The following is an 18,524-nucleotide window of genomic DNA, read 5'->3' on the forward strand; positions in this document are numbered from 1 at the left end:
CGATCAGCGAACTAACGGCCGGGGCTTGCTCCGGCCGTTTTTTTCAGGTGCTCGATCTGCTGCTTCCATCGATCGATTACCGTCTCACGCTCTCCTTCCAGTTCGAACGCGATGCCCCCTGTGAGGCGCGCATAACGCACACGTTGCGCCTCTCCCGTATCGATTGACCCAGTGAAACAGGCGAGGCCGCCACCGGTGTCGGGCAATGGCTCGATGTCCAGTTGCACCTGATAGAACGCGTCGTCGAAGACGAAAGTCAATGCCGCGCGTCCGCCCTTGGCCATCGCACGTGCCGCGCGCGATTGCGGCCACAGCGCGAGACACAGCGTGCGCGAATCGGGTGCATACAGTTCACCGACGCCCAGCAGCGATGTCCGCAGATGACCGTTGTCATCGCGCGTGATGAGCGACGCGGTGAAGCCGACCTTTGTCTCCAGCGACGTGCCGTCGAATGCCGCGCGCAATGCGGGCGGCCATTCGTCGAATACGCTTTGTTCGAGTGCTCGCTCGCGATCCGTTGAGGCGTTCATCACGTCGCTCCATAAGGAATTCACAAACAGAATGGCCCGCGCAGGCGGGCCATCCGGTCACTGCCGCACGACGACACGCGCCGCACGTTGCAAACGACTATCGAAAGAACACGTGCTGTGTGATCTTCGCGAGCGGATAGTGGACGCCCGGCTGGATCTTCGCGGGAAGATCCAGCGGCTTGAGCAGCATTTTCACACACATATCGGCCGACAGATTGCGGCGCACCAGCGTGTTGACCCGCGCTGCGCGGTCGCGGTTATAGGCTGAATCATTCACCCGTTCGGGATAACGGATCGCGAATACATGACGCAGCGCAATCTCCGAATCCTCGTTCTTGATTTCCATCACACGACGCATCAACGCGCCCAGCACCGCGAGCCGGCCGTTGCCTTCGATCCTGTTGTACTTCTTGAAGTATTTGAAGAAGTGCTTGTAGTGGCGCACTTCGTCGGTACGGATGTTATCGGTGATTTCCTTCAGCACCGGTTCGTCCGAGCATTCGCCAATGGCGCGATACAGCGTAGCCGTGCCGGTTTCGACCACGCAACGCGCGACCATTTCGAGCGCGCGGGTCTTCTCGAAATCCTCGACCGAGCAGGTGAGTTTGTATTCTTCGAAGAAATTATGGAAGGCCGTATCCCAGTCGAATTCGGGCCACACGTGCGCGACGTATGTCTTCAGCGCGCGCCCATGCTGCATCTCTTCGGGTTCCCATTCGTTGTTGAGCCACGCGGACACCTCCGGGTCGCCGTTGAAGAACGTGCTGAGGTTGCTCGTGTAGAGATCGGTGCCGCTTTCAATAAACGACGCCGCACACAGCAGCAACAGCAGATCTTCGTTGACGACCGCCTTCTGCCGGTCGATCCGGCTGAGGTCGATGTCCTCGATACGCCAGGGCATCACGTGGATGGAGTCTGTTTGCATTGTTCGTGCTCCCAAAAGCTGTTGCGCGACGGGAGCGTGCCTGGCCGTATGCCCCTGGCCGGCCAGCTGCTCACCGCTGCCGTATACAGCGCTTTGAAATGTTTAACCCCTTCTTTACTGCATCTTAGCCAATGTTGCGCAAATGTGCAGATACCACAGCACAGACCGTGCCGGATCGTCACAGTTCCATTGAATACAGGGATAGCGCTCACAGAGATGATCGGAGTCATTAAACAACGAAGCAACAGGGCTCAAAGCCGGTTGCGATCGCCGCGACGCGAACGCAAAAAAAACAGGCAGCCCCCTGGAAGGCTGCCTGATTCTATTACGCAAAGGGTCGCCCAGGCTCGCTGCGGTTGACGCGTCCCGCGGCACGCGTCTTCAACCGTCCGGCCTTACAGGCGATCAGACGGCATGACGCACACGCCGCATCCGCAACGCGACGATCACGAGCGACACGCCCGACAACGCCGCCGCGAGTAGCACGTAGTAACTCGGTGCGAGCTTGTCGCCAGTCAGATGAATGAAAGTCTCGACGACGGTCGGCGCGAAGCCGCCGAAGATCGTCACGCCGATGCTGTAGCCGATCGAAAGACCTGTCGAGCGCACGCGCACCGGAAAGATCTCCGACATCAGCGCCGGCATCGGCCCCGAGTACGCGGCCTTGAAAATGCCCGCCATGGCTTGCAGCAGCAACAGCCAGCCGATCGTCGGATGACTTTGCAGCAGTGCGAACATCGGATAGATCAGCGTGCCCATCAGCACCGATGTCGTCAGCATGATGCGGATACGGCCGATACGGTCGGAGAGCGCGCCCATCACCGGCGACAGCAGAAACTGCAGGCCGCCGTTCAGCACGACAACGCCGAACGAAGCAGCCGCCGGCATATGCAACTGCTTCACCGCATAGAGCGGCATGTAGAGCTGGAGCACATACACGCCGACCGTCGATTGCGCGACGATGCCGATCGCGAGAATCAGGTTGACCCACTGGTTGCTGAATGACGCGCCCTGATCCTTGACCTGGCTTCTGCTTTCCGCCGCGCGCTCGCGCTGTGCGGCGACGAACTCGGGCGTCTCGTCCAGATGCGAACGGATGTAATAGCCGACCGGCCCGACCAGCAGACCGAAGACGAACGGAATGCGCCAGCCCCAGGTATTGAGCTGCTCAGGCGGCAACCAGGCCGTCAGCAGCGAGCCGAACGCCGCAGCCGTGATCGCGGCCAGACCCTGGCTCGCGAACTGCCAGCTCGCGTAATAGCCACGCCGCGTCGAGCTGTGCTCGACCATGAACGCCGTCGCACTGCCGAACTCGCCGCCTACCGCGAAGCCCTGCACCAGCCGCGCGAAAAGAACCATGAGAGGCGCGGCGATGCCGATCGCCGAAAACGGCGGCATCACGGCCATCGCGAGCGTGCCGACCATCATCAGTGCAATGGCGAGCGTCAGCGCCGCCTTGCGGCCTTTGCGGTCGCCGTAGATGCCAAGCACGATGGCACCGAGCGGTCGCATCAGAAACGAGATGCCGAATGTGCCGATGGCGAGGAGCGTCGACAGCCACTCGTCGTGCGTGGGGAAGAACTGCTTCGCGATGATGGTCGCAAAGTAACCGTAGACGAGAAAGTCGAACCATTCGAGCGCGTTGCCGACGGACGACGAAAACACGATGCGCCGTACTGTCGCTTTCGGAAGCGGCGCGAGCGCGAGTTGTGAGGAAGCGGTCGCGACGTGCGACGCGTGAGTGCTCATGATGTCTCCTGCCTTGCCTGTGGATGCTTTTATTGCTGTTGCGCTGACATTGCGCAATGCGAATCGCGGCGCGCAACGTCAGAACCTGTGTTCTAGAATCCGGCGGCGAGCCCGTCGCGACGGCTGTCGCTCGCCGCCACATAGCCGCGCTCCGGCTCATTGCGGTCGAGCTTCCAGATGTACTGGCCGGAGCCGAAGTCCATATACGGATCGTCGACGGACTTGATCGTGTGGCCGAGTTCCTGCAGCGCGCTTGCGGTCTGCTGGTCGAGCGTGGCTTCGATATCGACCGTGAAGTCGCGGTTGACCTTCCAGCGCGGCGCGTCGCACGCGGCCTGCGGCTGCTGGCCGTAGTCGAGCATGCGCACGATCGATTGCAGATGGCCTTGCGGCTGCATGTCGCCGCCCATCACGCCGAAGCTCATCACCGCTTCCTGCTGGCCCTCCACCTTCTGTGTGAGGAACGCCGGGATGATCGTGTGGAACGGCCGCTTGCCGCCTTCAACGACGTTCGGCGACTTCGGATCCATCGAGAAGCCACAGCCGCGGTTCTGCAGCGCGATGCCGCTGTCCGGCACGACGATGCCCGAGCCGAAGCCCATGTAGTTCGACTGGATGAAGCTCACCATCATGCCGCGCTCGTCCGCCACCGACATGTAGATCGTGCCGCCCGCCTTCGGCATGCCAAAGTCGAACTGCGTTGCGCGCTTCGGATCGATCAGCTTCGCGCGCGACGCGAGATACGCATCGTCGAGCATCTGCCCGGGCGTGACGTCCATCGAGCGCGGATCGGCGACGTAGCGGTAGACGTCGGCGAACGCGAGCTTCATTGCTTCGATCTGCAGATGCTGCGACTCGATGTTGTCGACTGCGAGCGACTTGACGTCGAAGTGCTCCAGGATGCCGAGCGCAATCAGCGCCGCGATGCCCTGGCCATTCGGCGGGATTTCGTGCACGGTGTAGCCGCGATAATCTTTGGCGATCGGCTCGACCCAGTCGGCGCGATAGTTGCGCAGGTCGTCAAGCGTCAGCGCCGCGCCGCTCGTGCGGGCAAACCCGGCGATCTGTTCGGCGATCTCGCCTTCGTAGTACGCACGCGGGCCGAGTTCAGCCAGCTTGCGAAGCGTCTTCGCGTGACCCGGGAATCGCACCAGTTCGCTCACTTCCGGCGCGCGACCGCGCGGCATGAACGTCCCCGCGAAACCTGGCTGATCCCTCAGCTCCGGCACCGCCGCAGCCCACTTGTACGCAACGATGCTCGCCACCGCATGACCACGCTCGGCGATCTCGATCGCGGGTTCCATCAGGTCGGCGAACGGCAGCGAGCCGAATTTCTGGTGAAGCGCTTCCCAGCCGGCGATCACGCCCGGCACCGTCACGGCATCCCAGCCGCGCTTCGGCTGCTTCGCGAGGCCGTTTTCCTCACCGTACTTCTGTTTGAAATAGTCGACGTTCCAAGCTGCCGGCGACACCCCCGACGCGTTCAGCCCGTGCAGCTTCCTGCCGTCCCAGACAAGCGCGAACGCATCGCCGCCGAGCCCGCACGACACCGGCTCGACCACCGTGATGGCGGCTGCCGCCGCGATCGCCGCATCGACCGCATTGCCGCCCTTCCACAGCATGCGCAGGCCAGCCTGCGCCGCGAGCGGGTGCGACGTCGAGACGATGTTGCGGGCGAAGACCGGCAGACGCGGCGTCGGGTAAGGGTTTTGCCAGTTGAAGCGGGTCATGTCAGACACTCTTTGAAGGACGCGATCCGACACGCGATGCGATGTCGAACCGCTAGAAACGGGAACCCGAAATTGCAGCGTGTTCGGGCACAAAAAACAAATTCATTTATTGACTGAATAAATGCGCCAGGCGTCTGAATGCGCACCGGTGCCTGCACACGTCCGGCAACCTTGCTGGCAAGGTGCCCGAAGGTCTTACAATACGTCGACTCCAATACCTGCCCGCCAGAGGCGCGACATGCGGCCCGCGGCTCACCGGCAATCGACCTTGACGCCATGACCCGAGACCCCCGCCTGACCCTGAATGCACGCCAGCAGGAACTGCTCGAATGGGTCCAGCGCGACGGTTTCGTGACGGTGGACGACCTCGCCGCCCACTTCGACGTGACGCCTCAGACCATCCGGCGCGACGTGAACTGGCTCGCGGACATCAACCTCCTGCGGCGCTATCACGGCGGCGCCAGCCTGCCGACCAGCTCCGAGAACGTCTCATACACCGCGCGGCAGCGCATGTTTCATGACGAAAAGCGCCGCATCGCCACGTTGGTGGCCACTCACATCCCTGACCAGGCGTCGCTTTTCATCAACCTCGGCACGACCACTGAAGAGGTCGCGCGCGCGCTCAACCGCCATCGCGGGCTGCGCGTGATCACCAACAATCTGAATGTCGCGAGCATGATGAGCGGCTACCCGGACTGCGAGGTGCTGGTGACGGGCGGGATTGTGCGGCCGTGGGACAAAGGTATCGTCGGCGAACTCGCCATCGATTTCATCCGTCAGTTCAAGGTCGACTTCGCGATCATCGGCACGTCCAGCATTGAGACCGACGGCACCCTGCGCGACTTCGACACCCGTGAAGTGCGCGTCGCGGAAGCGATCATCGAACACGCCCGTACCGTCTTCCTTGCCGCCGACCACTCGAAATTCGGCCGTCCGGCGCTGGTGCGCCAAGGGCATCTCGACCAGATCGACGCGCTTTTCACCGACGCCGCTCCGCCGCCGGATATGGCCGAGACGCTCGCCACCGCCGGCACGCAGGTCTACATCGCCGACTGACGGCGATCCGATCTGGGTTTCCTGGGAACAGGCGTTGCGTTTGCTGCACCGCACGCAAAACTTCGAGTGAAATCAAGAATCTGGCGGCGAATGTAGACCGCCTCTCGAACATCATTCTGTCAACGGGAAAATTTTCCGGGGACGGTTTGGTGTTCTGCGTGCGGTTGACTACACTCCAGTTCCCCAACGCCCATACCGTGCGTTGGCGGACTGCCCATGCCACTGGCGTTCAGCAAGCTGTCCACGCTGATCCGCTGCCTGGCGCGCAGTCCGGAACATTGACATGGAGAGAACAATGCTGAGTCCGCATGAATTCGCCACGTTGTTGCTCGTAAAAGACTCCCCCAATCAGACCGACATGGAACGCGACGAACTCGACGCGCTCCTCGAACGTCAGCTCGTCCAGCTCGAAAAGCTTGCGTCCGGCCTCCAGCAGTGGCGTCTCACCGAAGTCGGCGATTCTGCACTCAGGGCAATCAAGCGCTTCTCCTGATCGTAGCCCGACCGCCACCGTTAGTAAGTACCGTCGTTCCCAGCGCTCATGGCGTGCGGATATCGCACGCCCTCACACCGCAAGCTCGCCATGGCAACCGCCGGGCTGCTGCTTCCTAGCCGCCGCGCAAGGTCGGATCGACCGCAGCGCGCCAGCTGAGCGCCTTCGCGCGCTGTGTAGTGAGATACGCGACCCACTGGTTGCGCGCCTGCGGGTCGCTGCTCGCGCCGTGCGCCGCGTACTGCTGCGCGAGCCCTGTCTGCAACGCGCAGTAATCTTCCTTCGATCGCTTCCCGCGCCGGCTGCCGACGTAAGCGTCGAATAACGTCGAATACACCGCTTGCGCGTCGCTGCCGTAGTCGACCGGCTGCCCGCCGCACATTTCCTGCAGCGACGCGAACGATGGCGCGCCCATCGTGCCACTCAGGCTCGGCGTGGCGACGCACCCCGCCAGTAGCGCCGCCGCGCCGGCTATCCAGATTCCACGCATGTTTCACCTCTTGATGGCTCGTCTCGTGAGTATCGTCTGCGAGCGTATCCCGTGTCACCCTGGCCGGATGGCCATTGGAGGATCGAACTTTACTTTTTCGAATATGTTCCTTAAAGTTCGAAAACGAACATTAAGGTTTCGTCATAATTTCCTTCAGGATTCAGGGGACACAGCCGGTGACGCAAGGCGCGAGGTACGATCTGCTCGTCGTGGGCGGCGGAATCAATGGTGCGGGCATCGCGCGCGATGCCGCCGGGCGTGGTCTTTCGGTGTTGCTGTGCGAGCAGGACGATCTCGCGTCGCACACGTCGTCGGCGAGTACGAAGCTCATTCATGGCGGTCTGCGCTATCTCGAGTACCGGGAGTTCGGGCTCGTGCGCAAGGCGCTGCAGGAGCGTGAAACGCTGTTGCACGCCGCGCCGCACATCATGTGGCCGCTCCGTTTCGTGATGCCCCACATGCCGGACCTGCGTCCGGCGTGGCTGATCCGCGCCGGCCTCTTTCTCTACGATCACCTCGCGCGGCGCGAACTGTTGCCCGGCTCGCGCGGCATCGACATGCGGCGTCATCCGGCCGGCGCGCCGCTCGTCGACTCGATTCGCCGCGGCTTCGTCTACTCGGACGGCTGGGTCGACGATGCGCGGCTCGTCGTGCTGAACGCACTCGATGCTGCCGAACGCGGCGCCACCATCCTCACCCGCACGAAACTCACGAACGCAGTGCGCGCTGGCGGCGAATGGCACGCGCGGCTCGAAAGCGCGGACGGCCGCGTCATCGACATGCGCGCCGGCGCAATCGCCAACGCCGCCGGGCCATGGGTTGGCGAGCTGCTGCAAGGTGCGCTCGGGCGCGGCGCGACGCACAGCGTGCGTCTCGTGAAAGGCAGTCACATCGTGACGCGGCGTCTCTTCACGCACGATCACGCCTACATCTTCCAGAATCCGGACAAGCGGATCATCTTCGCCATTCCGTACGAGCACGACTACACGCTGATCGGTACAACCGACATCGAGTATCGCGACGACCCGGCCAAGGTCGCGATCAACGCCGAAGAAACGCAGTATCTGTGCGACTCGATCAACCGCTACTTCAAGCAGAAGATCAGGCCGAAGGACGTCTGCTGGACGTATTCCGGCGTGCGCCCGCTGCTCGAAGAGGAAGGCGCGGACAATCCGTCGGCCGTCACGCGCGACTATCGGCTCGAACTGGACGCGCCGTCTGGCCAGGCGCCATTGCTGTCGGTGTTCGGCGGCAAGATCACGACGTTTCGCAAGCTCGCGGAAGAAGCCGTCGACGAACTCTCGCGTGCGCTCGAATCGCCGGCGCCGGCATGGACGGCCGGTGCGACGCTGCCGGGCGGCGATATCGCAAAGGCTGACTTCGAGCGTTTCGCCGCGCAGTTCCAGCAGCAGCACGCATGGCTGCCCGCCAGCCTCGCGCGCCGCTACGCGCGCGCTTACGGTACGCGCGCGGCCAGCGTTGTCGGCCAGGCACGCTCGCTCGCCGGTCTCGGCCGCGCGTTCGCCCCAGGCATCTACGAATCGGAACTGCGTTATCTTCGCGATACCGAGTGGGCGCGCACTGCACACGACGTGCTGTGGCGACGTTCGAAGCTCGGCCTGCATCTCGTCGAGCCGGGCACGCTAGACGAAGTCAGCCGCGAGATCGACGCGTGGTTCGCGCTCGAGGACGTCACGCCGCCCGCGTGATACACGCCTGATACACGCGGGCGCGCCGCGTCACAAAAAATCATGGAGAAGACACCATGCAGGACCAGTACATCCTCGCGCTCGATCAGGGCACGACCAGCTCGCGCGCGATGCTGTTCGACCATGACGGCAATGTCGTATCGATCGCGCAGAAGGAGTTCCAGCAGTGCTATCCGCGGCCGGGTTGGGTCGAACACGATCCGCAGGAAATCTGGTCGACGCAGGCTGGCGTCGCCGCCGAGGCCGTCACGCGCGCCGGCCTGAACGGTGCATCGATTGCCGCGATCGGCATCACGAACCAGCGCGAAACGACAATCGTCTGGGATCGCGAGACAGGGCACCCGATCTACAACGCGATCGTCTGGCAGGACCGCCGCACCGCCGATTTCTGCGACCAGCTGAAGGCGCAGGGCCTCGAAGAAAAAGTGCGCGCGAAAACCGGCCTGCCGATCGATTCGTATTTCTCGGGCACGAAGATCCGCTGGATTCTCGACAACGTCGAAGGCGCGCGCGAAAAGGCGCGTCAGGGCAAGCTCGCATTCGGCACGGTCGACAGCTGGCTCGCGTGGAATTTCACGCAGCACGGCCTGCATATCACCGACGTGACCAACGCATCGCGCACGATGCTCTTCAACATCCACACACTGCAATGGGACGACGAACTGCTCGACGCGCTCGACATTCCACGCAGCATGTTGCCGGAAGTGCGGCCGTCGTCTGAAGTCTACGGGCCGACGAAGACCACGGTTTTCGCGTCGAAGATTCCGCTCGCGGGTATCGCGGGCGACCAGCACGCGGCCCTCTTCGGCCAGATGTGCACGCGCTCGGGCATGGTGAAGAACACGTACGGCACGGGCTGCTTCCTCGTGATGAACACCGGCGACAAGCCGATCGAGTCGAAGAACAATCTCGTCACGACGATCGCGTGGCAGATCGGCGACCAGATCAACTACGCGCTCGAAGGCAGCATCTTCATCGCGGGGGCGGTCGTGCAGTGGCTGCGCGACGGGCTCGGCATCATCAGGAGCGCGGCGGAAATCGAGGCGCTCGCGCGCAGCGTGCCGCATTGCGACGGCGTCTATCTCGTGCCCGCGTTCGCGGGACTCGGCGCGCCGCACTGGAACGCACGCGCACGCGGCACGCTGTTCGGTGTCACGCGCGGCACGACGTCCGCGCATATCGCGCGCGCGGCGCTCGATTCGATCGCGTATCAATCCGTCGATGTGTTACGGGCGATGGAAGCGGATTCGGGCATTCGCGTCGGCGAACTGCGCGTCGACGGCGGCGCGTGCGCGAACAACCTGCTGATGCAGTTCCAGGCCGATATTCTCGGCGTCGATGCAGTGCGTCCGAAAGTCAGCGAAACGACGGCGCTCGGCGCGGCCTATCTTGCGGGACTGGCAGTCGGGTACTGGAAGGATGTCGGTGAACTGCAAAGCCAGTGGAAACTCGACCACCGCTTTTCGCCCACGATGCAGCCGGACAGCGTGAAGAACTGCATGGACGGCTGGCATCGCGCCGTGCGTGCCGCAACGGCGTGGGCCGATTCACCGGAGCATTGAACGGGCCGCGGATGACGGCGCAGATCCGGACGTCGCGAAACGGACGGGAGATCGCCCCGGCTCGACGCGCTCGCAAGCGTACGCGCGGGACAACCACGTATGATGGCGTTTTAAGCCGTGCCGGCCGACGCGTACCCAGGCCGGCCAGTCCGCCGACTCCTCCCTCCGCTCCCGTTTTTCGCATGCTCGACCACCTCATCTGTGATTGCGACGGCGTCCTCGTCGATAGCGAAGTCATCGCCGATCACGTCATGCTCGACACGCTGTCGACCACCTTTCCCGGCATCGACTTCGCACCTGTCGTGAAGACGGCGTTCGGCCAGCAGACTTCGCGCTTCCTGGAAAACCTCGAAACCAGCCTGAACATCAGGTTACCGGCGGATTTTCTGCAGACCGTCGAGCAGAATGTCGAGCATGCGCTGGCTTCGTCGCTGAGTGCGATCAGCGGCGTGCGCGACGCATTGCAACGTGTGTCGCTACCGGCGGCGGTCGTGTCGAACAGCAGGATGTCGCGCGTGCTCGCCTCGGTGAAGCGTGCCGGGCTCACGGAAATTTTCGCGGGACGCATCTTCAGCGCCGAGCAGGTCGCCCGGCCAAAGCCCTACCCGGACGTCTATCTGCTGGCTGCGAAGCAACTCAACGTGGAACCGGCGCGCTGTGTCGTCGTCGAGGACAGCATCGCGGGGCTGAACGCCGCGCGCGCAGCCGGAATGAAGACGATTGCGTTCGTCGGCGCGAGTCACATCCCCGATGGCTACGCGGATGTACTGCGCAACATGGGCATGACGCGGATCATGCAACACATGGACGAACTGCCCGCGCTGGTCGAAGCCGGTGTACGCGGCGAATTCGGCGACGTGCAGTCGTAGGGTGGGGTTGCAGGGCGCAGTAAAGGCGATCACGCGCGGGCTGGCAACAACTGCCACGGCCCACGCATTCGCTTCTCAAAAGCAGGTTCGTGCGAGGAACCTGCCTCTTCTCAACTCAGGCAGCGTCCGTGCAGCACTCACGCACGGTCGCCAGCGCTTCACGAAACGCCACCAGTTCCGCGATCGTCAGCATCGGCAGATTGTGTTGCGCGGCGAAGCGCTCGACGTCCGCGCCGCGCGTCATCGTGCCGTCGGCGTTCATCAGTTCGCACAGCACGCCAGCCGGCTTGAGACCCGCGAGAATCACGAGATCGACGGTGCCTTCAGTGTGCCCGCGCCGGGCAAGCACGCCGCCTGGCATCGCGCGCAGCGGGAACACGTGACCGGGGCGCACGATGTCGGCGGGCTTCGCGTGATCGGCGATCGCGGCGCGAATCGTCGTCACGCGGTCCGCGGCGGAAACACCCGTCGACACGCCCACGCGCGCCTCGATCGAAACCGTGAACGCGGTGCCGTTACGGCTCTCGTTGTTGATGGACATCGGCGGCAGTTCGAGCGCGCGGATTTTCTCGTCGGGCAGACACAGACACACGATGCCGCTGCATTCGCGGATCAGCAGTGCCATCGTTTCGTTCGTGAGACGCTCGGCGGAAACGATCAGATCGGCTTCGTTCTCGCGGTCGTGATCGTCCTGAAGGACGACGGCGCGTCCATCGCGCAGCGCCTCTAGTGCAGCGGCGATACGGGGCGGAACAGCCTCGGTGGAAAGCAGGGGGAGATCGGCGAAAGCACTCTCAACGTGCGTAGCCGGTGCAGGAAATGTAGCAAAAGACATGTGAAACGCTCCTCGCGGAAGTTGGGCGAAAAACGTTTCAGGGCATTGCAAACAGACAGAACCACGTGCCCGCATCAAATCGTTAAGCGAAACACGCCCGTGCGCCGCCGCCCGCGATAACGGGCGAAACGCATGGGATGGACCATGACTATCTGCACATCTTCTCTCATCCGGACTATGACCGTCGGCCCTGGCATTTCACCAGATCTGCTGACCCCGCTACACCATGAAGCGCGGGCGCTCGCGGGCTCGCGGGCCGAACTGCCATGGCCTGCATACCGCCGGTGGGGAATTACACCCCGCCCTGAAGACGCACTGATTGCCGGAAAAACCGGCCGGCAAAGAATACAACAGTCGCGCCATTCGTGCTGCGCGACGACTTCGGATCAGACGATCGCCTCAAATCAGGCGGCCACGCAACGCTCAAGGCGCAACCGGCCGCCCTGCTGCATCATGCGGCACGTCCCAGCGCGGCGGCGTCTCTGCATTGAGCGTCACGCGGTACGCGCGCGCTTCGGTGTCGCCGGGATTGCGAAAGCTGTGCGGCTGGTCGGCATCGAAGACGATCGCATCGCCCGTGGCCAGCAGCTGACGCTGGTCGTGCACACTGACTTCCAGCGTGCCGTCGCTCACGACCAGATTCACGGTCGTGCCCGGCGCGCGGCGCGTACCGGCTTCGGTATGCAGCGGCGCGATGCGTAGTTCGTGAAACTCGGCCGCGACACGCTCGGCGTCGGGGTACAGCGCACGCGCGGAATACCGTCCGTTAGCGCTGACGACGCGCACCGCCCGCCCTGCCGGCAAATGCTCGAAGCCATTCACCGCGTGACGCCGCAAAAACGCCGCCACCGACACCTTCAGCGCCGCTGCGACCTTGCATAGCACCTTGATCGACGGCACGCTGCGCGCCGATTCGATCTGCGCCAGCATCGCGCGCGATACGCCGGAAGCACGCGCTAACGCGTCGAGCGAAAGCTGGCGCTCGGAACGCAGCCGGGCCAGATTGACGCCGACGAGCTGTTCGAGCGCATCGAAAGGTTCGGGGGTGCGCGAACCCTCGGGCAGATCAGCCGCGGGGTCGCGAACCAGCGCAAGCGGGGAATGCATGGTGGCCTCCAGGAGCGCCGCCGACGGGCGGACGCGCATCAGTAGAGGGCCAGACTATCAGCAGATTCCCTCACGCCCAACGAAGTTATCTTCACACTGATATCAGCATTGCGGAGGGCGCTTCATGGAATGCTTGTGCGCTTCTTTCATATCCGCTGCGGCACGACCGACGACGGCGCGTCCATGCGCGCCGCGATGAACGTCAGCAGAAGCGCAAGCACCGTGACGCCAGCCGCAACCCACGGCAGCACGTCGAGCGCATAGCCGTGGCCGATCGCCAGACCGCCGAGCCACGCGCCGCCCGCATTGCCGACGTTGAACGCGCCGATGTTCAGCGTCGATGCAAGATTCGGCGCCGCCGTCGCCTTTTCGACAACGCGCATCTGCAGCGGGGGCACCGTCGCGAACGCAGCGATACCCCAGACGAACACCGTGACGGCAGCCGCGATCTGCGAGTGGCTCGTCTTCGCGAAGATCGCCATCACCACAGCCAGCGCGACGAGAATGCCAGTCAGCGAAGGCATCAGCGCACGGTCCGCGAGCTTGCCGCCGATCGTGTTGCCGATGGTGAGCCCGACGCCGAAGATCACGAGGATCAGCGTCACGCCGTGCGGTGTGAAGCCACTCACCTGCTCCAGGATCGGCGCGATGTAAGTGAACACGACGAACACGCCGCCGAAACCGAGCACCGTCATCATCAACGCGATCCAGACTTGCGGGTCCTTCAGCACGCGCACTTCGTGGCCGAGGCCGGTCGGGCCGGAATCATGACGGTTCGGCACCAGCGCCGCGACGCCCGCGAGCGACAGCACGCCGAACGCAGCGACGATCCAGAACGCCACGCGCCACCCGAATTCCTGGCCGACGAACGTGCCGAACGGCACGCCGAGCACGTTCGCGAGCGTGAGACCGGTGAACATCAACGCGATCGCGCTCGCCCGCTTCTCCTGCGGCACGAGCGAAGCCGCCACCACCGCGCCGATACCGAAAAACGAGCCGTGCGCAAACGACGTCACCACACGCGCGATCATCAGCATCGTGTAGTTGCCCGCGACCGCGCACAGCACGTTGCCGACGATGAACACGCCCATCAGCAGTTGCAGCGCGAGCTTGCGCGGCATCCTGCTCGTGACGACAGCGAGCAGCGGCGCGCCGACCGCCACGCCGAGCGCATAACCGCTGACGAGCAAACCCGCCGACGGCAACGACACCGCCAGATCCTGCGCGACCTGGGGCAGCAGGCCCATGATCACGAACTCGGTCGTACCGATGGCAAACGCGCTGATCGCCAGCGCCAGAAGTGGAATGGGCATCTGAATCTCCAGGTATCAGGGTTGCGCTTCACGTGCAGCCAGGTGGATCAGGTGGCTCACGTTGCGTTCGGCAACGCCGTCACGAATTCAACGACGACGCCCGCGCCCAGCGCGACAAACAGTTGCGTTTCGCCCGCGAGGGCAACCTCGGCGAGTTGATAAGGAACCTCGGCGGCCCGAAGTCTTTCGCCAAGTGCGTGCCATTCGGCATGGGTGTCGATGCGAAAGGCGAAGTGATCGATGCGCGGCACGGCGCGGCCGGCGTGGCCCGGCAATGTCGCGTCGATCAGATGAAGCGCCGGCCGGTCGTTCGCATACAGCCAGTAGCCGCCGATCCCGAACGGCGGCCGCCAGCCCGCCGTCAGGCCGACGACATCGACGAAAAACCGTCGGACGTCTTCCAGATCGGGCGTGACGATCGTCGCGTGATCGAGATGCATGGAACGATGGCCTCCGGCCAGAAAACAGTTCACAGGTGCGCATTGTCCCTAGTACGTAATATTTTGATAATTGGCGTAGCATTTGAATCATTATCAAATTATTTTGAAAGATCGATGGATAACCTCGGAGATATCCGCCTGTTCGTCGAGGCGGCGCAGCTGGGCAGCCTGTCTGCCGCGGGCCGCAAGCTCGGCCTCACGCCCGCCGCCGCCAGCGCGCGTCTGACGAAGCTGGAAACCGGCCTGCGCGCCCGACTTTTCGAGCGCACCACGCGCCAGCTCAGGCTCACTGACGAAGGCCGTCTGTACCTGAACTGCTGCCGCCAGGCGCTGCAATCGCTCGACGACGCCGAAGCCGCGCTGCAGGCCGGCCAGAACGTCGTGCGCGGCAAGGTGCGGATTTCCGCGACGTCCGACTTCGGCCGCAACCTGCTGATGCACTGGCTCGACGAATTCAACGCGCGATATCCGGAAGTCACGTTCGCGCTGACGCTCTCCGATTCGCTGTCGAATCTGCTGCAGGACGACATCGACCTCGCGATCCGCTTCGGCGTGCCGCCCGACAGCTCGCTCGTCGCGAAGCCGCTCGCGCCGAACCGGCGTGTCCTGTGCGCGTCGCCGGAATACATCGCGAAACACGGCGAGCCCAAAGACCCGAACGATCTGGCGCGCTTTCATTGCATCGTGCTCGGCACGGCGTCCGGGCCGATCAACGAATGGCGCTTCACGCGCGGCGACGAAGTGCAGCACTACACCGTGCCGCTCGACACGGCCCACGAAACCAACGACGGCGCCATCGCCCGCGAATGGGCGCTGCGTGGCTATGGGATCGTGGTGAAGTCGATGTGGGACGTCGAAGCCGATCTGCGCTCCGACGGGTTGCGCATCCTGCTGCCGGACTGGCGCTATCCGGACGCGCCGCTGCACGCGCTCTATCACCGCAACCGCTTCATGGCGCCGCGCGTGCGGGTGCTGCTCGATTTCCTGAGCGAGCGTTTCGCGCAGGTTTCCGGCGAACTGGAAGCGTTGCTGGGCTTCCCTCCGCCCGCGCCGGCGCGCAAAGCCATCCGCCAGCAAGGGATATAATGTCGGGCTACGCTATACGGGTGAGCGGCACATAAAAAGCCGCCGTAAAACCCGTGCAGTTCCTTCGTTCCCCATTACTACCGCGCCCCCAGGTTAACCACTGCGACCGGCGAAATTCGATGACCAAGAAAGTTTATGTAAAGACCTTTGGCTGCCAGATGAACGAGTACGACTCCGACAAGATGGTCGACGTACTCGGCGCGGCTGAAGGCCTCGTGAAGACCGATACCCCGGAAGACGCGGACGTCATTCTCTTCAACACCTGCTCCGTGCGCGAAAAAGCGCAGGAAAAGGTCTTCTCCGACCTCGGCCGCGTGCGCGAGCTGAAGGAAGCGAACCCGAACCTGATCATCGGCGTCGGCGGCTGCGTGGCGAGCCAGGAAGGCGCGTCGATCGTCGCCCGTGCGCCGTATGTCGACCTGGTGTTTGGCCCGCAGACGCTGCACCGTCTGCCGCAGATGATCGACAAACGCCGCGAAAGCGGCCGTCCGCAGGTCGACATCTCGTTCCCGGAAATCGAAAAGTTCGACCATCTGCCGCCGGCGCGCGTCGACGGCCCGAGCGCGTTCGTGTCGATCATGGAAGGCTGCAGCAAGTACTGCAGCTACTGCGTCGTGCCGTACACGCGCGGTGAAGAAGTGTCGCGTCCGCTCGACGACGTGCTGACCGAAATCGCCGGTCTCGCCGACCAGGGCGTGCGCGAAGTCACATTGCTCGGCCAGAACGTGAATGCGTATCGCGGCGCGCTTACGCTGGGCGAAACGGAAATCGCCGACTTCGCGACGCTGATCGAATACGTCGCCGATATTCCGGGCATCGAACGTATTCGCTATACGACGTCGCATCCGAAGGAATTCACGCAGCGCCTGATCGATACCTACGCAAAGGTGCCGAAGCTCGTGAGCCACCTGCATCTGCCGGTGCAGCACGGCTCCGACCGCATCCTGATGGCGATGAAGCGCGGCTATACGGTGCTCGAATACAAGTCGGTGATTCGCAGGCTACGCGCCATTCGTCCGGACCTGTCGCTGTCGACGGACATGATCGTCGGCTTCCCCGGCGAGACCGAAGAAGACTTCGACAAGATGATGACGCTGATTCACGAGATGCAATACGACACGAGCTTCTCGTTTATCTACAGCCCGCGTCCCGGCACGCCGGCCGCGAACCTGCACGACGACACGCCGCGCGAAGTGAAGCTCAGGCGCCTGCAGCATCTGCAGGCGACCATCGAGGAGAACGTCGCGCGCATCAGTGCGGCGATGGTCGGCAAGGTCGAGCGGATTCTGGTCGAGCGCCCGGCGCGCAAGGACCCGAACGAACTCGCGGGCCGCACCGAGAACAACCGTGTAGTGAATTTCCCGGCGCCGGTTGAATCGCACGCGAGGTTGATCGGCCAGATGGTCGACGTGAAGATCGTCCACGCGTATCCGCACTCACTGCGCGGCGAACTCGTGCTGCTGCACGACGACGTCCCGACGACCACGCATTAAGCAACTTCCCGAAGCGCAACGAAACCGACAGGATCGACCCACCGCCTTGAAGACCACTCAGCAGCATCTGGAATTCACCGCGCCGCGCGAAGACAACACGCGGCTTGCCAACCTCTGCGGCCCGCTCGACGAAAACCTGCGGCAGATCGAGCAGGCGCTCGACGTCACGCTACAACGCCGCGGCCATCGCATCGCGATTCGCGGACGCGGCGCGAAGATCGCGCTCACGGCGCTCGAAAACTTCTACAACAACGCGCGCGACCCGCTGTCGGTCGACGATATCCAGCTTGCGCTGGTCGAAGCGCGTCATCCGGCACGCGGCCGCGCGAACGGCGTGGACCACGCGGACGCGCGTTTTCCCGGCAATCCGGATCACCCGTTCGATCAGCCTGCCGATGACAGCGACGAAGACCTCGAAGAACTCGGTCCGAAGCTGTACACGCGCCGCGCGGATCTGCGCGGCCGTACACCGGCCCAGCGCGAGTATCTGAAGCAGATCGTCTCGCACGACGTGACGTTCGGCGTCGGGCCGGCCGGTACGGGCAAGACGTATCTCGCCGTAGCATGCGCGGTCGATGCGCTGGAGCGCGATCAGGTGAAGCGGATCGTGCTGACGCGTCCGGCCGTCGAAGCCGGTGAACGGCTCGGCTTCCTGCCGGGCGATCTCGCGCAGAAGGTCGATCCGTATCTGCGTCCGCTGTACGACGCGCTGTACGACCTGCTCGGCTTCGACAAGACCGCAAAGATGTTCGAGCGCCAGATGATCGAAATTGCGCCGCTCGCGTACATGCGCGGCCGCACGCTGAATCACGCGTTCATCATCCTCGACGAGGCGCAGAACACCACGCCCGAGCAGATGAAGATGTTCCTCACGCGGATCGGCTTCGGCTCGAAGGCCGTGGTGACCGGCGACACGACCCAGGTCGACCTGCCGCGCGGCGCGAAAAGCGGGCTGATCGAGGCGCAGCAGGTGCTGTCTGAAGTGCGCGGCATCGCGCTCACGCGCTTTACCAGCGTGGACGTGGTGCGGCATCCGCTGGTCGCGCGCATCGTCGAGGCGTACGACGCGCATTCTGCGAAAGCCCTCGAAAAGCCGTCCGACTCCCGCTGACCGAAAACCAGTGCCAGCCGACCGAC

At 63.7% G+C, this 18,524-nt stretch carries 17 protein-coding genes and 1 riboswitch; of the genes, 8 read left to right on the top strand and 9 right to left on the bottom strand.

Annotated features, from left to right (window positions below; translation table 11 throughout):
* Positions 1–11: 11 nt before the first annotated feature.
* The 4 genes from P3T16_RS14585 to P3T16_RS14600 all read right to left on the bottom strand — a co-directional run bounded on the left by P3T16_RS14585 (position 12) and on the right by P3T16_RS14600 (position 4,934).
* Positions 12–530, bottom strand: a complete 519-nt coding sequence (locus P3T16_RS14585) for a hypothetical protein (RefSeq protein WP_429254725.1) — start codon at positions 528–530, stop codon at positions 12–14.
* Between the two features lie 97 nt (positions 531–627).
* Positions 628–1,455 (bottom strand): ferritin-like domain-containing protein, encoded by an 828-nt coding sequence (locus P3T16_RS14590; RefSeq protein WP_429254726.1) that lies wholly within the window; start codon positions 1,453–1,455, stop codon positions 628–630.
* Positions 1,456–1,860: 405 nt separating this feature from the next.
* The gene (locus P3T16_RS14595) at positions 1,861–3,204 is read right to left on the bottom strand and encodes an MFS transporter (RefSeq protein ID WP_429342807.1); all 1,344 of its coding nucleotides are present in this window, start codon (positions 3,202–3,204) and stop codon (positions 1,861–1,863) included.
* A gap of 92 nt (positions 3,205–3,296) precedes the next feature.
* Complete coding sequence (locus P3T16_RS14600) at positions 3,297–4,934, bottom strand: gamma-glutamyltransferase family protein (protein ID WP_429342808.1); 1,638 nt, start codon at positions 4,932–4,934, stop codon at positions 3,297–3,299.
* Positions 4,935–5,210: 276 nt separating this feature from the next.
* Here P3T16_RS14600 and P3T16_RS14605 point away from each other — a divergent pair, with 276 nt between their 5' ends.
* Together P3T16_RS14605 and P3T16_RS14610 are read left to right on the top strand one after the other, a co-directional pair.
* The gene (locus P3T16_RS14605) at positions 5,211–5,990 is read left to right on the top strand and encodes a DeoR/GlpR family DNA-binding transcription regulator (RefSeq protein WP_429255161.1); all 780 of its coding nucleotides are present in this window, start codon (positions 5,211–5,213) and stop codon (positions 5,988–5,990) included.
* 295 nt (positions 5,991–6,285) lie between these two features.
* Entirely contained in the window at positions 6,286–6,483 is a 198-nt protein-coding gene (locus tag P3T16_RS14610; protein ID WP_176954051.1) for a hypothetical protein, read from the top strand.
* A gap of 115 nt (positions 6,484–6,598) precedes the next feature.
* Here P3T16_RS14610 and P3T16_RS14615 read toward each other — a convergent pair whose 3' ends face one another.
* On the bottom strand, positions 6,599–6,973 hold the full coding sequence (locus P3T16_RS14615; RefSeq protein WP_429342809.1) for a hypothetical protein: 375 nt from the start codon (positions 6,971–6,973) through the stop codon (positions 6,599–6,601).
* Between the two features lie 176 nt (positions 6,974–7,149).
* On the opposite strand from P3T16_RS14615, the gene glpD reads away from it, so the two are divergent.
* From glpD to P3T16_RS14630, 3 genes are all read left to right on the top strand, one after another.
* On the top strand, positions 7,150–8,682 hold the full coding sequence (gene glpD / locus P3T16_RS14620; protein WP_429342810.1) for a glycerol-3-phosphate dehydrogenase: 1,533 nt from the start codon (positions 7,150–7,152) through the stop codon (positions 8,680–8,682).
* Positions 8,683–8,738: 56 nt separating this feature from the next.
* On the top strand, positions 8,739–10,244 hold the full coding sequence (gene glpK, locus P3T16_RS14625; RefSeq protein ID WP_429342811.1) for a glycerol kinase GlpK: 1,506 nt from the start codon (positions 8,739–8,741) through the stop codon (positions 10,242–10,244).
* A 182-nt stretch (positions 10,245–10,426) separates the two neighbouring features.
* Positions 10,427–11,113 (top strand): HAD family hydrolase, encoded by a 687-nt coding sequence (locus P3T16_RS14630; protein ID WP_429342812.1) that lies wholly within the window; start codon positions 10,427–10,429, stop codon positions 11,111–11,113.
* 115 nt (positions 11,114–11,228) lie between these two features.
* Here P3T16_RS14630 and ribB read toward each other — a convergent pair whose 3' ends face one another.
* The 4 genes from ribB to P3T16_RS14650 all read right to left on the bottom strand — a co-directional run bounded on the left by ribB (position 11,229) and on the right by P3T16_RS14650 (position 14,808).
* The gene (ribB, locus tag P3T16_RS14635) at positions 11,229–11,948 is read right to left on the bottom strand and encodes a 3,4-dihydroxy-2-butanone-4-phosphate synthase (RefSeq protein WP_429342813.1); all 720 of its coding nucleotides are present in this window, start codon (positions 11,946–11,948) and stop codon (positions 11,229–11,231) included.
* Between the two features lie 154 nt (positions 11,949–12,102).
* Positions 12,103–12,264, bottom strand: a riboswitch (FMN riboswitch).
* A gap of 107 nt (positions 12,265–12,371) precedes the next feature.
* Positions 12,372–13,055, bottom strand: a complete 684-nt coding sequence (locus tag P3T16_RS14640) for a helix-turn-helix domain-containing protein (protein WP_429342814.1) — start codon at positions 13,053–13,055, stop codon at positions 12,372–12,374.
* A 146-nt stretch (positions 13,056–13,201) separates the two neighbouring features.
* The gene (locus P3T16_RS14645) at positions 13,202–14,368 is read right to left on the bottom strand and encodes an MFS transporter (RefSeq protein WP_429342815.1); all 1,167 of its coding nucleotides are present in this window, start codon (positions 14,366–14,368) and stop codon (positions 13,202–13,204) included.
* Between the two features lie 56 nt (positions 14,369–14,424).
* Positions 14,425–14,808, bottom strand: a complete 384-nt coding sequence (locus P3T16_RS14650; protein WP_429254735.1) for a VOC family protein — start codon at positions 14,806–14,808, stop codon at positions 14,425–14,427.
* 114 nt (positions 14,809–14,922) lie between these two features.
* Between P3T16_RS14650 and P3T16_RS14655 the strand changes: the two genes are divergently transcribed.
* The 3 genes from P3T16_RS14655 to P3T16_RS14665 all read left to right on the top strand — a co-directional run bounded on the left by P3T16_RS14655 (position 14,923) and on the right by P3T16_RS14665 (position 18,498).
* Positions 14,923–15,894 carry a LysR family transcriptional regulator gene (locus P3T16_RS14655; RefSeq protein WP_429342816.1) on the top strand — a complete coding sequence of 324 codons (972 nt, stop codon included), beginning with the start codon at positions 14,923–14,925 and terminating at the stop codon, positions 15,892–15,894.
* 119 nt (positions 15,895–16,013) lie between these two features.
* Positions 16,014–17,387 (top strand): tRNA (N6-isopentenyl adenosine(37)-C2)-methylthiotransferase MiaB, encoded by a 1,374-nt coding sequence (gene miaB, locus P3T16_RS14660; RefSeq protein WP_429254737.1) that lies wholly within the window; start codon positions 16,014–16,016, stop codon positions 17,385–17,387.
* A gap of 46 nt (positions 17,388–17,433) precedes the next feature.
* Positions 17,434–18,498, top strand: a complete 1,065-nt coding sequence (locus P3T16_RS14665) for a PhoH family protein (RefSeq protein ID WP_429342817.1) — start codon at positions 17,434–17,436, stop codon at positions 18,496–18,498.
* Positions 18,499–18,524: the final 26 nt, after the last annotated feature.

Source organism: Paraburkholderia sp. GAS42 (assembly GCF_050436565.1).
GTDB lineage: Bacteria > Pseudomonadota > Gammaproteobacteria > Burkholderiales > Burkholderiaceae > Paraburkholderia.